General features: G+C 67.4%; 11 protein-coding genes and 1 tRNA gene. 2 read left to right on the top strand and 10 right to left on the bottom strand.

What is annotated here, in order from left to right:
* Window positions 1-56: 56 nt before the first annotated feature.
* From tilS to ACOCMM_RS02495, 3 genes are read right to left on the bottom strand one after another with little or no spacing between them, the layout of a single operon-like run.
* Window positions 57-989 (bottom strand): tRNA lysidine(34) synthetase TilS, encoded by a 933-nt coding sequence (tilS, locus tag ACOCMM_RS02505; RefSeq protein WP_419551624.1) that lies wholly within the window; start codon window positions 987-989, stop codon window positions 57-59.
* A complete protein-coding gene (locus tag ACOCMM_RS02500) occupies window positions 973-2,058 on the bottom strand; it encodes a zinc-dependent metalloprotease (RefSeq protein ID WP_419551623.1) in 1,086 nt (361 codons plus the stop codon). Before ACOCMM_RS02500 ends, tilS begins: the two co-directional genes overlap by 17 nt.
* A gap of 8 nt (window positions 2,059-2,066) precedes the next feature.
* Window positions 2,067-2,201, bottom strand: coding sequence for a hypothetical protein (locus ACOCMM_RS02495; RefSeq protein ID WP_419551622.1), 135 nt, complete (start codon window positions 2,199-2,201; stop codon window positions 2,067-2,069).
* A gap of 79 nt (window positions 2,202-2,280) precedes the next feature.
* Here ACOCMM_RS02495 and ACOCMM_RS02490 point away from each other — a divergent pair.
* Window positions 2,281-2,352, top strand: a tRNA-Thr gene (locus tag ACOCMM_RS02490).
* Window positions 2,353-2,389: 37 nt separating this feature from the next.
* Here the strand turns inward: ACOCMM_RS02490 and ACOCMM_RS02485 are convergent.
* From ACOCMM_RS02485 to betC, 7 genes are all read right to left on the bottom strand, one after another.
* Complete coding sequence (locus tag ACOCMM_RS02485; RefSeq protein WP_419551621.1) at window positions 2,390-3,673, bottom strand: hypothetical protein; 1,284 nt, start codon at window positions 3,671-3,673, stop codon at window positions 2,390-2,392.
* Between the two features lie 10 nt (window positions 3,674-3,683).
* Window positions 3,684-4,406 carry a dTMP kinase gene (gene tmk / locus ACOCMM_RS02480; RefSeq protein ID WP_419551620.1) on the bottom strand — a complete coding sequence of 241 codons (723 nt, stop codon included), beginning with the start codon at window positions 4,404-4,406 and terminating at the stop codon, window positions 3,684-3,686.
* On the bottom strand, window positions 4,403-5,857 hold the full coding sequence (locus ACOCMM_RS02475) for an MFS transporter (RefSeq protein ID WP_419551619.1): 1,455 nt from the start codon (window positions 5,855-5,857) through the stop codon (window positions 4,403-4,405). Before ACOCMM_RS02475 ends, tmk begins: the two co-directional genes overlap by 4 nt.
* A gap of 85 nt (window positions 5,858-5,942) precedes the next feature.
* Window positions 5,943-8,744: a type I DNA topoisomerase gene (gene topA, locus ACOCMM_RS02470; RefSeq protein ID WP_419551618.1), complete on the bottom strand. Its 2,802-nt coding sequence runs from the start codon at window positions 8,742-8,744 to the stop codon at window positions 5,943-5,945.
* Window positions 8,745-8,810: 66 nt separating this feature from the next.
* Window positions 8,811-9,719, bottom strand: a complete 909-nt coding sequence (locus ACOCMM_RS02465; RefSeq protein ID WP_419551617.1) for a DUF368 domain-containing protein — start codon at window positions 9,717-9,719, stop codon at window positions 8,811-8,813.
* 101 nt (window positions 9,720-9,820) lie between these two features.
* Window positions 9,821-11,194: an ammonium transporter gene (locus tag ACOCMM_RS02460; protein WP_419551616.1), complete on the bottom strand. Its 1,374-nt coding sequence runs from the start codon at window positions 11,192-11,194 to the stop codon at window positions 9,821-9,823.
* A 193-nt stretch (window positions 11,195-11,387) separates the two neighbouring features.
* Complete coding sequence (betC, locus tag ACOCMM_RS02455; protein WP_419551615.1) at window positions 11,388-12,938, bottom strand: choline-sulfatase; 1,551 nt, start codon at window positions 12,936-12,938, stop codon at window positions 11,388-11,390.
* Between the two features lie 235 nt (window positions 12,939-13,173).
* On the opposite strand from betC, the gene ACOCMM_RS02450 reads away from it, so the two are divergent.
* Window positions 13,174-14,208: a glycine betaine ABC transporter substrate-binding protein gene (locus tag ACOCMM_RS02450; RefSeq protein ID WP_419551614.1), complete on the top strand. Its 1,035-nt coding sequence runs from the start codon at window positions 13,174-13,176 to the stop codon at window positions 14,206-14,208.
* The last annotated feature ends 99 nt before the right edge of the window (window positions 14,209-14,307 follow it).

Raw genomic sequence — 14,307 nt, 5'->3', positions numbered from 1 at the left:
GTGCGGGCGTCACGTGAGTCGAACCTACTGGTTCCGCGTTGCGGACGGCGGAACGGTCACCCTTCCAGCCGGAGCTGGTCGGCTGATCGGGTCACCCGGCGGCCGCCTCCGACCTCGGTAGCCCGGTGGGTGTGCCGGGCCACCTCCAGCACCCGCTCGACGGTGGCGGCATCAGGCGGATGATCAGTGCGCAGCCAGGCGCGCACGGCTCGCCGAGCCAGAGCCAACGGTGCGGTCCGCAGTTCGGCGGCGCTGGTGGGATCGATGTCGGCAGCCAGCACATCGAGCAGGTCGGCGTCAGTGGCCGCCAGCCCGGCTGCACGCGCCAGCAACGGCACGACATCGCGGCCGGAGATGTCGCACAGCAGCGGGATCAGCTCGTGACGGACTCGGCTTCGCCAAAAGCGCGGGTCGGCATTGGAGGGATCCCGGATCGGCTCGTAGCCGGCGATCTCGCAGATCCGATCGGTGTCCGCCCGTCGCAGCACCAGCAGCGGCCGGCGGTCGGCTCGCATGGCTGCGAGCGCATCGAGTGCTCCGCCGCGCAGCAACTGCAGCAGCACCGTCTCCGCCTGGTCGTCGGCCGTGTGGCCCACCAGCGCCTCGGGGCCCAGGGCGGCGTTGCGGGCTTCGCGAGCGCGCGCCTGCAGGTTGGCCCCCGGGGCGAGCCCGAGCCGCTCGACTCTCAGCGAGGCACCGAGTTGGTCACAGAGCGCCCCGACGCGCTCCGCCTCCACAGCCCCGTCGGCGCGGATGCCGTGATCGACATGGACAGCAGTGACAGCGGTGACGCCACTGCCGCTGCGCTGCGCGAACCGGCAGGCCAGCACCAGCAAAGCGGCCGAATCGGCACCACCCGACACCCCACAGACAAGCTCGCGACGCTCGATTTCGCCGAACGTGCAACGGTCGATCAGCTGATCGAGTTCGTCGGCCCCCGCAGCGGGCGCCGTCGGTTCGCCGTCGCAGGCTTCAGGCTGCCGGGACACGCTCCAGCCACGCTGTCGGGTTGCGAATCTCCGTCATGGACGGCAGATGCTCGACGCGCTCCCAGATCCGGTTGACGGCCTTCGGTCCGCGTTCTCCTTCGATCGCGGCGATGAACTCCTCGCCCGCCCGGTACTGGGCGAGCTTGGCCTCGATGCCAAGCAGGCGCTGGACCAGCCGGGCCATGCCGCGGGCGTTTCGGCGCCGGTGCGCCATCACGAGGGCGAATCGCTCCGCATCGGGAATGTGCCCGCGGGCGGCTCTGGCCATGGTCACGTCACCGTGTCCCTCGACGAGGCTCATCATGCCGCCGACCTGGGCGATCAGGCTGCGCTGTTGCTCAGTGGCGAACACAGCGGCCAATCCCCCTTCGCCCAGAAGGTCCTGACCGCCGCGGCGCTGCGCGACCAGCGCGCGAAGGCCTTCGCGCAGTCGTTCGGGATCGGGCTGAGCCTCGTCGACAAGACCGTTCACGAGTTGCAAGAAGTGGGGGCGCAGCCACGGCACACCGGTGAACTGCGAACGGTGCGTCAGCTCGTGAAGCGCCAGCCAGAGTCGGAACTGCGCTGGGGGGAATGCGTATCGCTTCTCGGTGACCAGGATGTTCGGACCGACGAAGTAGACCGTGTCGCCCGCTGTCTCCGCGGCGGTGCCGGTGGTTTCATCGTCGGAAGCCCACAGCAGGTCGTACTGGCCCAGCACCCGGCGGGACATCCAACCGAGCACCGAGCCCAGCTCAACGGCGCCCAGCGTGCGCGTCACCCGTGATGTCTCCGCCGGCTCATCGGGGGTAGCCGGGGCACCGAGCAGCGGCTGCAGCAGCCGCCGGAACGCTGCGATGTTGGCGTCAATCCATCCCGCCCGATCGATGATCTCAGCGTGAGCCTCGCCCGGCGTCTCCAAACCCGTCTCAATGGCGACCAGCTCGGCCGCAACCGGCACGAACCGGGCGAAGTCCGCACGCAGCGGCTCAGCCAGATACGACTGGTACAGCGGCTCGGTGCCAGCGACGCGCACGGCGATGCGGCGCGCCAAATCCCAGTCGACGTGCTCGTCGGCGGGAGCGCTCACTTGCCAGCTCAGCGCTTGGGGTAGCGCGGAGCAACCACCTTTTGCACGTAGCCCGCGACCAGCTTGGCGACGGTCAGCACCGTCACGATGGTGAGCGGTACCGCCAACCAGTAGTGCCAGACCTGCGCAGCAAGTGCGTTCATAGCGCAGATATTAGTGGTCGGTTGCGCCGGAACCCCCTCGTGGGGCACCACCGCCCGCTGGTACCGTGTGCCGCCGGTTGCCCGAGTAGCTCAGTGGCAGAGCGGCTCTCTCGTAAAGAGCAGGTCGTGGGTTCAATCCCCACCTCGGGCTCGTTCGCCGGCCGCAGCGTCCGATCAGCGGCGAGGTCTTACGGACTTGTCCGCCCGAGCCGGATGAACAGGCAGCTCAGTGTGAGTCGCTGGTTGGCGTTGAAGCGCAACGCCTCTGCAGCATCGCCGACGGCTGCCAGCTGCTCCGCTGCGGTCTCCGCTGCCAACTTGGCATTGCGAGCCTCATCGCGAATCTGTGCCGAAAGCACTGCGAATCCCATCGTGAGCTCGTCGGTGCGCACTCGCCGCAGCTCGCGGCGGTGCCGCTCGTCAAGCGAGCTGCGGCCGAAGTTCGTCCCGTACAGCTCGGCCCGCTCATCGGCGTCCGCACGTTCGGTCTCGTGGCGGGCTTCAAGTGGGGCCGCTGCCTGCTCGGTCGCCTCCAACGCTGTGTCGACAGCTGCCATCGCGGCAGATGCCGTGCCATCGAGCGAGCTGCGCAGTCCCCGCCAGGTGTCGATCCTGGAAGCAGCGTCCGCATCGGAGGCAAGCAGGCGAGCTCGATCGATCGAGCCTCCGGCGGCGACCGCTGCGAAGTCGGCGCGGCTGTCGTCGATGCCCTCGGCAACGAGCAGTGCTCGCAGGTCGGCTTCGCCCAGCGCCTCGAAGTCGATGCGGACGCAGCGGGATGCCAGGGTCTCCATCGGCCGGTTGATCTCCTCGGCGAGCAGCACGAACACGCACGACGGCGGCGGCTCCTCGACCGACTTGAGCAGGATGGGCGCGATCAGTACGGCTCGATCCACTTCAGGAAGCACGATGACTTTGAGCTCACCGGCTGCCGGGGCAACCGCTGCTGCACGCACTGCGTCGCGGGCCTGCTCGGCAGTCATCGCAGCGCCGACGCGGTCGAAGATCAGCAGGTCGGGATGCTGCTCGGCGAGGGCGAGACGCCGCTCCCGCTCGGGCGTTGCACTGCGCGCCGCGAGCAGTTCGCCTGCGAATCGGCACGCCGCACTGCGCAGTCCCGCACCAGCGGGACCCACGAACAGGTACGCCGGAAGCGGCGATTCGAGCGCCGACTGCAGACGGGAGACCGCAGCGGACTGCCCGACGATGCCGTCGAGCAGGTTGCCGACCGGTGGTTCGTCAGCCGGCGGTGCGTCGAACCGTGACTCGGCGACGGGGGCTGGAGGCGGGCTGGGGGCCTGAACTCGCGCGGATTCGGTCGCGGGCGCCGGCAGGTCAGGTTGCTCCGCCGCTTCGTCGAGGGGGGGAGGCGGTTCCGGCGGCGGCGCTGGCGGGTCGTCGAAGTCGAAGAGCGACAGCGCGGCGGGCTCTGTCGTGCCCGGTTGATCGTCGCCGCCGGACGCTGAGGCCACGATGACCGGCCTAGTCCCGCATCGCGGGATGCCCAGCGACGGCGTCGATGACCCGCGCAGCAACATCATCGACGCTGCCGGTGGCGTCCACACGGACCCACCGCTCGGGTTCCGCCTCGCAGAGCTCCCGATAGCTGCGCCACACACGCAGCGCGAACTCCAGCGCTTCGCCCTCCAACCGGTCCGGCTCTCCGCCTTCGGGCTGGTCCGCGTGGGGACCAGCCTCCAGCAACGACATCTGCTCACCGCCGATGCGATCAAGGTGGTGAACCCGACGATCGGAATCGACCAGCGGCACATCGAGCAGCACGACGACATCGGGAAGGATGACCTCGGGCAACTCGATTGATGCGCCCGCTGGCCGCCGCGAGGCGTAGTCGATCAGCGCCCGCAGCTCGTCGAGTGGCAGGCCCCGGCCGTAGCCCTGGTAGGCCAGCGTCGAACCGTACGAGCGATCGGTGACGACGTCGCGGCCCGCTTCGAGTGCGGGAGCCACCACTGTGGCGATGTGCTGGGCCCGATCCGCAGCGAACAGCAGCGCCTCGGTGCGCGGCGCAGGCACGGCGTCGTCGGAGGCGTCGAGCAGCAATCCCCGCAGCGATGCGCCGAGCGGTGTTCCGCCGGGCTCTCGGGTGAGCACGGCGTCCCGTTCTGTTGCCAGTCGCTCGGCCTGAGTCGACTTGCCGCTGCCGTCGAAACCCTCCAGCGCGATATAGCGACCGCGGGCGGTCATGGCCCGTCCCCGACGTCGCCCGCCCTTTGCGGCGCGCGGCGTCCTTCGCCCCGGCGGCTGCGCAGAGACAGACTGGCCAGCACGCCCGCCATCAGGATCAGCAGTGCTCCCAGCCACAGTGCCCCGCGCACGCCGGGCAGCGCGAGCACCGCGTTGCCGAACGTGATCTGGTTGTCGAAGACGACATCGAACAGCCAGTTGAAGCCGTCGGACAAGAAGCCGCCGGCTGCCATGGAGATCAGCAGGCAGAAGCGCACCAGCGTGTACATCGCGGCAAACACCCGCCCGCGCAGCACTTCCTCCACGTTCTCGTGCAGCAACGTCAGGCCCGTCACATACACCGAGCCCGCCGCCAGCCCGAGCAGCAGCACCCCGGCGAACACCAGCAGCGTGATGGACACCGAGGCGGCGAACAGCAACGAGCCGCCGGCCACGAACACCGACAGCACGAAGAGGCGGGCACGACCGGCTCCGGCGAAACGGGAGTGATGGCCGAAGCGATTCGCCGCACTCTGCAGCAGGGTGACCAGAGCAACCCCGCCGCCGACGCCGAGGCCCATCGCCACGAGCATCGAACTGAAGCCGGCACTGCCTGCGCCCAGCACCTCGTCGTTGTAGACAGCGCCCAGCGGCACGAGCATCCCCCCGCCGATCATGCCGGTGCCCAAACCGACCAGCACGGCGCGCACTTGTGGGCTCAGGAAGATGAAATCCCAGCCTTCGCGCAGCTCGCGGAAGCCCTGACCCCAGTTGATGCGGCGCTCGCTGTCGCGCTTGCGATGCGCAGCAGTGATGTGCGGGGACAGCGGCAGCGTGGCGATGAGCGCCGCGGCCACCAGGAATGTGGCGGAGTCGATAACCAGCGACATCTCCACCTGGCCGATGTCGGTCCAGCCGAACACCGCGCCGAGCTTGGCCATGCCCGCGAAGGCGGCGGCACCGAGGGGGAACGTGCCATACGCGGCCACGAGCCCCAGCGAGTTGGCGGCCGTGAGGTGCTCGGTGGGCACGATGTTGGGAACGATGGCTTCCTTGGCCGGACTCCACAGCGAAGTTGCCAGCTCCAAGACCAGCGATGCCACCACCAGGCCCCACAGTCGGTCGATGAACGGGATTGTGAGCAAGACACTGGCGCGCACGATGTCGCATATCACCAGCAACCGCTTGCGGTTGAAGCGGTCAACGATGATGCCCCCGGCCGATGCCAGGAAGAAGCCGGGAAGCACCCGCGCCGTGACTACAAGCGCGATCGCAGATCCGGGCTGGTCACCGCCGATTCGCCGCGCCACCTCAATGGTCGCCAGCAGCCCGATCCAGTCGCCGAATGAGCTGACCACCTGCGCGATCCACAAGCGCAGGAAGCCCGGCGCAGCGAACAGCCCCGATCCCGATGCAACGGGGCCGGACGCATCCGAGCCGTCGAACGACGGGATCGAGTGATCCGAATTCATGACACTCAGCAGACTAGGAGCAAGGGCGCGCAGCCCTCTCGCCCTGAGCTGGGGGCGGCTGCGTCGCCGGAGCGGGCGAGCGTCATCAATCGCTAGATGGAGGAGATTGCTTGCGTGGCGCTGATTTCTTGCGGGCAGCGGATTTCTTGGTGGCGGACTTCTTCGCGCTCGCCTTCGTTGCCGCCCTCTTCTTGGCGCTGGATTTCTTCTTGGCTGGCTGCTTGCGCCGGGCTGCGCTCTTCTTGGCCGGCCCCTTGGCGCGCCGTATCGCCAGCAGCTCGGCCGCACGCTCCAGCGTGAGTGACTCAGCATCGTCGCCCTGCCTCAGCGACGCGTTGTACTCGCCGTCGGTCACATATGGTCCGAACCGCCCGTCGCGCAGGGTGATCGCCTTGCCGCTGTCGGGGTCCTGACCGATCTCGCGGCCTGCATTCGCGGCTTGCTGGCCGCGCCGTCGGCGGGGCTGAGCCAGCAGCGCCAATGCTTCTTCCAGGCTCAGCGTGAAGAGCTGCTCCTCGGACTCAAGACTCCGGTTTTCTGCGTTCGTTCCGGAATCCGGGCCCTTGGTCAGGTACGGCCCAAAACGGCCGTTGCGAACGACGATCTCTTCCCCGTCAGAGGGGTCAACTCCCACCGTGCGCGGCAGTGTCAGCAACTGCAGGGCATCTTCGAGCGTCAGCGTCTCGGGCGATTGGTGTCCCAGCAACGATGTCGTGCGAGGGCGCTCGTCGGTCTCGTCGGGCCGTCCCACTGAGACATAGGGGCCGAAGCGGCCGGGTCGCACGAGGATGTCGAGTCCGGTATCGGGGTCGGTACCCAGCACCCGTTCGGTGGGCTCAGACAGCAGCTCGAGTGCTCGCTCGATGGTGAGCTCGTCGGGGGCAAGGTCGTCGGGCAGCGGCCGTGTCGCTTCGCCGCGCCGCAGGTACGGACCGAAACGTCCCACTCGGGCGACCACCGATTCGCCGTCGGCATCGATGCCAATGGGGATGCTGTTGATCTCCGCCGGATCGATGTCCGCGAGCCGGTCATCGGACACCAGGTAGCGCAGACCGCGGGCGTCGGAGGGCGTCTTCGCATCCTGATCGCCGAAATAGAACTCAGTGAGCCACGGCTCGGCGTCGCGCTCGCCGCTCGCGATCTCGTCGAGGTCTTCCTCCATGCGGGCAGTGAGCGCGTAGTCGACCAGATGGTCAAAGTGCCGCTCCATCAGTCCCACCGTCGCGAAGGCAGTGAACGCCGGCACCAGCGACGACCCCTTCTTCCACACGTAGCCACGCGCCTGGATTGTCTCGATGATGCTGGCGTAAGTGCTCGGGCGGCCGACGCCGAGTTCCTCAAGTCGTCGCACCAGTGAGGCTTCGGTGAACCGGGCCGGCGGGCTTGTGCTGTGTTCGGCCGGCTCGACGGCCATCGCGGTGGCTGAACCGCCAGCGTGGAGGTCGGGCAGGATGCGCTCGGGCTCCTCGTCGGGACCCGCTGGCGGCGGCGCGTACACCAGCCGGAAACCGGGGCTGCGCACCACGGTGCCCGCGGCAGACAGCTCAAGGTCGTGCTGGCCAGTTGCCGATGAACCCACTGAGAGTGCCGGTGCCAAGTCGCAGTTCGCCGTGCCAGCCAGCCGGATCGTGACGGTCTCGCCAGTGGCGTCGATCATCTGGCTGGCGATCGTGCGCTGCCAGACCAAGCCGTACAGGCGGGCAGCGTCACCACCGAGATCGGTCACGCCGCCGGGCGCAGGCCAGTTCTCACCGGCGGGGCGGATCGCCTCGTGCGCCTCCTGGGCGTTCTTGACCTTGCGGGTGTAGATGCGCGGTTTGGGTGGCAGGTTCTCGGCCCCATAGCGACCGGCCACGATGCGCCGTGCCGCGTCGAGCGCTTGATCCGACAGCGTGGTGCTGTCCGTGCGCATGTAGGTGATACGGCCGTTCTCATACAACCGCTGGGCTGCTGCCATCGTGCGCGAGGCCGAGAAGCCCAGCCGAGCGCCCGCAGCCTGCTGCAGGGTCGAAGTGATGAACGGTGCTGGAGGCCGGCGACGGTACGGCTTGGACTCACGAGAGCTCACCGCGAACCGCGCGCCGGTCATGGCATCGGCGAGCGTTGCGGCGGCGCCGCCATCGAGCACGACGATTTCGCCCGAACGCAGCTCTCCCTGCTGGCTGAAGTCACGACCGGTCGCTATCCGTCGTGCATTCAGCGAGATGAGCGTCGCATCGAACTGCTCCGCCCCCCCGCCGGCCGCTGTGCGGAGCTCAGCATCGAGCGTGGCGGTGATGCTCCAGTACTCGGCGGCTCTGAACGCCATCCGCTCTCGCTCGCGCTCGACGATGAGGCGGTTGGCCACGCTCTGCACCCGCCCTGCGGACAGCCGCGGCGCGACCTTGCGCCACAGCACCGGCGAGACCTCGTAGCCGTAGAGACGGTCGAAGATGCGCCGGGCCTCCTGTGCGTCGACGAGCCGACGATCGAGATCTCGGGGATTGTCGATTGCCTCCCGGATGGCCGCGGCGGTGATCTCGTGGAACACCATGCGATGCACCGGAATCTGCGGGTTGAGCACCTCGAGCAGATGCCAGGCGATGGCTTCGCCCTCGCGGTCCTCATCGGTGGCGAGATACAGCTGGTCCGCTGAGCGCAGCAGGGATTTCAGACGCCGTACCTGGTCGCGGGCCGTCACCACGTAGACCGGCTTGAAGCCGTCGTCGGGGTTGACGCCCAGCGTCGCCCACGACTCGGACCTGTAGGCGGCAGGCACCTCGGAGGCATTGCGCGGCAGGTCACGGATGTGACCGACCGAGGACTCGACCACGTAGTCGTCGCCCAAGAAGCGCGAGATCGTGCGCGCCTTCGCGGGCGACTCGACAATGACAAGAGAAGTGGCCATGTGCATCCGGGGTGGGCGGAGCCGGACGGTAGCGGAACGATCCCGACTATCGGCGGCGAAGTGCCGTCACGCAGGCCTCTGGCGTGCACCGAAACGGTGCAGGCCCGCGGCAACGGCCGCAGCCACCGTAGCGACAACGATCGCGCTCAGGAGGTCTGACGCGGGCGGGGCGCCAAGCGCGGCATTGCCGAAGCCCTCAGCGTTGGCATCACCGACCGGCCATGGCCACAGCACCCGCAGGGACCCGGCCATCAGGCCCATGAGGACCGTTATCACGGCATCTCGCCACCGCTCCAGCACGTATTGCAGAAGGCGGGAAAACAGCCCGAGTCCCAGTGCGGCACCGAGTGCGAACAGCGCGACGGTCCCGAGTTCTCGCTCGGCCACCGCCTCGGTAATCGGGTCGTAGAGCCCCAACAGCAGCAGCACGAAGGCGCCGGAGATGCCGGGCAGGATCATGGCGCAGATCGCCAGAGCGCCGGCTGCGATGATCGTCCCCGCAGCGGGATCGGTGACGCTGCCCGCCCGGACGCCCAGCAGCACGAACACCACGACGGCGACGGCCACGAACACCACGACGAGCCCCGCTCGCCAGTGGCTCACTTGGTGCCTGGTGGTCACGACGGTCATGGCAACGAGTCCGAAGAAAGCCGCCGACAGACCGACGGGCTGTTCATCGATTCCGAGCCGCACCAGCTCGACAAGCGCCAGGACCGCTATGGCGATGCCCGCCGCCAAGGTGGCGAGAAATGTCCAATCGGCTCGACGAGCCATTGCAAGCCCCGGCCGCAGCCGGCCGCGCAGCACCTGTCCGGCAGCCGAGCTCAGGTGTGCGATCTGGGCCACCAGCCGGTCGTAGATCCCCAGCAGAAGCGCCACCGTGCCGCCCGACACGCCCGGCACGACATCCGCGGCACCCATCGCCAGTCCACGCGCCACGTTCGCCAGCGCATCCACTAGGACTCGGGATTGCATCGAGCCGAAGCTAGACGCGGAGAGTCCCCGGGCCTAGACCCGGGGACTTCCGCTGACAGCAGAGCAGGTGGTCGCTGGGCGACTCAGCCCATGGTCGAGTGTCAGCCGCTCGATACCACGTCGTCCAGTGCCATTCCGGGGCCCCCGTGTTCGGAAACGTCGAGACCCAGCATTTCCTCCTCTGCCGTCACTCGCAGTCCGATGGTGGCCCGCAGGATCCCGAACAGGATCATCGAGGTCACGATGACCCAGACGGCCACGATGACCACCATCAGGAACTGCACGATCAGCTGCTCGATGCCGCCGCCGTAGAACAGGCCGGCGTTCTCCCGGCCCAGGAAGGCATCGTCGTACCGGGCGAACAGGCCGATGGCGAGCGTGCCCCACATGCCCGCAGCGCCATGGACGGCGAAGGCGCCGACGGGATCGTCGATCTTCAGCTTGCGGTCCACGAATCCGACCACGAGCACCACGATGAGGCCTGCGAAGAACCCGGTGATGATGGCGCCCCAGGGCGTCATCGTGCCGCAGCCGGCGGTGATGCCGACCAGGCCCGCCAGAGTGCCGTTTCCTGCCATGGGCACGTCAGGTCGGCCGGTGCGCAGCCAGTTCAGCGCCGTGGCCCCGATCGTGCCCGCGCATGCCGCCAGCACCGTGTTCAGTGCCACGAACATCACGAACTCGTCGGCAGCCAGCTCGGAACCGGGGTTGAAGCCGAACCAGCCGAACCACAAGATGAACACGCCCAAGATGGCGAGCGTCACGTTGTGGCCCGGAATGTTCCGCGACGTCCCGTCGGGGCCGTACTTGCCGATGCGAGGCCCGAGCATCCAGGCACCCACGAGGGCGGCCCAGCCGCCCACGCTGTGGACGATGGTGGAGCCGGCGAAGTCGCTGAACACGGCGTCGCCGATCGAGATGCTGGCGATGAGGCCACCGCCCCAGGTCCAGTGGACCACGATCGGGTAGATGATCGCCGTGGTCACCAGGCTGAAGATGAGGTAGGTGCTGAACTTCGTGCGCTCGGCCATGGCGCCTGAGGCGATCGTGACCGCCGTGGCCGCGAAGACCGCTTGGAAGAAGAAATCGGTCGAACCGGACAGGCCCTCGGAGATGTCGAACAGATCGATTCCCGATAGCGCGAACGCCCCCCAGCCGAACAGGTTGTTGCCGTCGCCGCCGTAGGCCAGCCCGTAGCCGACCAGGAAGAACGCCAGAATGCCGATGGATGCATCGGCAAGGTTCTTGGCCATGATGTTGGCCACGTTCTTCGAGCGCGTCAGTCCCGATTCGAGCATGGCGAATCCGGCCTGCATCAAGAACACCAGCACGCTGGCGATGAACACCCACAGGTTGTCCATGACAGCTTGAACGACCTCGGATGTGACTGTGTCGTCCTGTGCGCCAACTGGCCCCGCAAACAGGAGCAGGCCGCCGATGGCACCCGCGACAGAAACAAGGACCTTGCGTTTCATGGCCAATCTCCTAGGACTCGGCTCTCGACACTTGGCTGACTCCGGCGAACTTAGGAAAGGCGTGTTGCGCGGGAGTCACCCCGTTGTGACCGCTCGATGCACAGTGCGGGTCGGCGCTGTTGCCGAGATGTTTCGGCTGCGTTGCGGGCCCTGCCCGACGGCACCGCCAGCCCGTTGGGAAGTGCCCGTGGCGCTAGCTCTGCTCGTGGGGAAAGCGCAGCCGGGGGCCAGCTTCGGCCCAGTCCATGTGATCGCGGATGTAGGTGTTCGCGGGATCCGAGGGAGGCGAGAAGTCCCAGCCTTGCGGTGCCGCGGCGTGCACAATCCGCCGAGCGCGCTGGGATGCGAGCACCTCCGAACGGATCGCCTCGGAGTCCCAGCGCTCTGCCACCTCCTGCGCGAACGACGTCGCCAGGTCGGACTCGTTCGGTGAACTATCGCCAGCCCCCTCGGCGGGATCGGCCAGGTTCCGATGCTCGGCAGGATCGGCCAAGTTGTGATGCTCGGCCGGATCGGCCGAGATGTCATACAACTGCGGCGGATCGGTGTCGCAGTGGATGTACTTGTAGCGGCCGCGGCGGATCATGAACATGGGATGGGAGGTCATCTCCCCCATGTACTCGCCGATGGTCTCATCGACCGAGTCGTGACCCCCGGTCGCCGCGGGCCACAGGCTGCGACCGTCGAGCGGAGCGCCGAGCTCAGCCGGCCGACCCCCTGCGATGTCCGCCAGCGTCGGCGCCAGATCCAGCAGGGAGCACACGTTCGGCACAGCACCCTGGGTGATGTCGGGCCCGGCCATCACCAGCGGGACACGGGCGGACCGCTCCAAGAACGACATCTTGAACCATGCATCCCGGTCGCCGAGCATGTCGCCGTGATCGCTGGTGGCGATGATCACGGTGTCATCGGCACGGCCAGTCTCTTCTAACGCTCCCAGCAGCTCGCCCAGCCACCAATCGAAGTAGCTCGTGTTGGCGTAGTAGGCGTGGCGGGCAGCGCGGCACTGCTCTTGGGTCCAGCCGATGGTGTCGGCCTCGATGCCGGCACGGATGCGCACCGTGTGCGGGTCAAGCTCGGCAGGGGTCGGGCCAGGCAGATCGATCTCGTCGTGGTCGTAGAGGTTCCACCACTCGGGGCGCGCCACGTAGGGATCGTGCGGGTGGATGAAGGCCACAGCCAGGAAGAACGGGCGGTCATCAGCCTCGCGGGCCAGGTCGTACAGGCATCGGCGTGCGGCGAAACCCACCTCGGAGTCGTAGTCGATCTGGTAGGTGGCGAGCGCCTGGCCGGCCTCGGAGAGGCTGTCCATGTTGTGGTACCACTTGCCGATCCGTTCATCCGCGTTATCCCAGTTGGGAGTCCATGCGAAGTTCGACGGGTAGATGTCAGTCGTCAGGCGCCGGCTGAAGCCGTGCAGCTGATCGGGACCGACGAAGTGCATCTTCCCCGAGAGCACCGTCCGGTAGCCGGCCAGATTGAGCCAGTGGGCGATGGTGGGCGCTGACGCACTCCATTCAGCCGAGTTGTCCCATGCGCCGATCGCCGACGCGCGCCTGCCGGTCATCATCGAATACCGCGAGGGTGCGCACAGCGGCGAATGGCAGTACGCAGCGTCGAACCGGACCCCCCGCTCTGCGAGCGAGTCCATCGCGGGCGTCTGGACAACAGGATGGCCGTAGGTGCCGGTGAAGTGCGGCGCAAGCTGGTCGGCCATGACCAGCAGAACATTGGGAGTCGTCATCGGACCGCACAGTACGCCCACCTGTACGGGGGCTGAGCGATGAGGTTCGGTGCTCGCCGTCTTCGGGTCGTGCGGTACGCGCACATGTGCGCGGTAGCGGCCCGTTTTCGGCGTGCTATGGTTTTCAAAACCGTCCAAATGGCCTGTTTTTGGTCGGGGAAGGCCGGGACAGCCGGACCCGCAGCAGGTCGAACCTCTACAAGCCGGCGCTGGTGACAGGCGCCGGTGAGGGGCAGTGCTGACGGGCGGGGAAGGAAACCGGGGGGTGCCCATGTCCGAAGTACGCAAGACCGACGCACGAACGCGTCGGCATCGAAAGAGGAGCAGCTGGAAGCTGCTCATCGCATTGATTGCAGGTCTCGGGCTCTTCGCAGCTGCATGCACGGGCGGCGACGATCTTGGCTCGCAAGAGTCGATCACGCTTGCCGCCAATCCGTGGAACGGCTCGGCCCTGAACGTGGCAGTCGCCGCGCAGCTGCTCGAGAGCGAACTCGGCTACGACGTCGAGATCGTCGAGATTGACGAGAACGCCCAATGGGCGGCCATCAACACCGGCGATCTGAGCGCCTCGCTCGAAGTCTGGCCGTCGGGTCACGCACAGAACGTGATCGACTTCATCGACAACGCGGGCGCCAACGTGGACAATGCTGGTCTGCTCGGCCCGATCGGCAAGATCGGCTGGTTCATCCCGACCTACATGGTCGAGCGCCATCCGGAGCTGGCTACGTGGGAGGGCTTCGCCGATCCTGAGCTGGCCGGCTTGTTCGCCACCGCAGAGACCGGCGACCTGGGACAGTTCCTGGGAGGTGATCCCAGCTTCGTGCAGTACGACGAAGACATCATCAATAACCTGGGCCTGCCGTTGCAGGTTGTATACGCCGGGTCCGAAGCTGCGATCTTGGCTGCCGTCGACGCCGCGTACAGCCGGGAAGAGCCGATCCTGGTGTACCTGTGGACACCGCACTCAGCGTTCAACAGTTACAACCTCACCAACGTGCTTCTGCCTGACTACAGCGACGATTGCTACGGCACAGCTGATGCCGGCGGTGTCGACTGCGACTACCCCGCCGATGTCCTGTTCAAGATCATCGATGCCAGCCTCGCTTCCAACGCCCCCGCAGCAGACAACTTCCTGCGAGCCATGAGCTACGACAGCGCCGACCAGATCGCGATGCTTGCCGCCGTCGAAGGCGAAGGCATGTCGGTTGATGACGCCGCTGCGCAGTGGATCGCAGACAACGAGGCAACCTGGAGCGCCTGGCTCCAATAGCCGGGCAGCGCACAGGTTGCAGCCCGACGCTGACCCGTCGGCGTCGGCCCACCGGGGCCGGCGCCGGCGGGGTTCGTCTGGCATGTCACAGTTCTGTGC

The sequence above is a fragment of the Candidatus Poriferisodalis sp. genome (assembly GCF_965198245.1).
In the GTDB taxonomy this organism is placed as follows: domain Bacteria; phylum Actinomycetota; class Acidimicrobiia; order Acidimicrobiales; family Poriferisodalaceae; genus Poriferisodalis.
This window is presented reverse-complemented; position numbering and strand designations above follow the sequence as displayed.

What these genes read in the sequence shown, in the direction of transcription:
- ACOCMM_RS02465 (WP_419551617.1), bottom strand. Translation starts at nt 9,719, where the DNA reads ATGCAATCCCGAGTCCTAGTGGATGCGCTGGCGAACGTGGCGCGTGGA.
- betC (WP_419551615.1), bottom strand. Translation starts at nt 12,938, where the DNA reads ATGACGACTCCCAATGTTCTGCTGGTCATGGCCGACCAGCTTGCGCCG.
- topA (WP_419551618.1), bottom strand. Translation starts at nt 8,744, where the DNA reads ATGGCCACTTCTCTTGTCATTGTCGAGTCGCCCGCGAAGGCGCGCACG.
- ACOCMM_RS02475 (WP_419551619.1), bottom strand. Translation starts at nt 5,857, where the DNA reads ATGAATTCGGATCACTCGATCCCGTCGTTCGACGGCTCGGATGCGTCC.
- ACOCMM_RS02495 (WP_419551622.1), bottom strand. Translation starts at nt 2,201, where the DNA reads ATGAACGCACTTGCTGCGCAGGTCTGGCACTACTGGTTGGCGGTACCG.
- tmk (WP_419551620.1), bottom strand. Translation starts at nt 4,406, where the DNA reads ATGACCGCCCGCGGTCGCTATATCGCGCTGGAGGGTTTCGACGGCAGC.
- ACOCMM_RS02460 (WP_419551616.1), bottom strand. Translation starts at nt 11,194, where the DNA reads ATGAAACGCAAGGTCCTTGTTTCTGTCGCGGGTGCCATCGGCGGCCTG.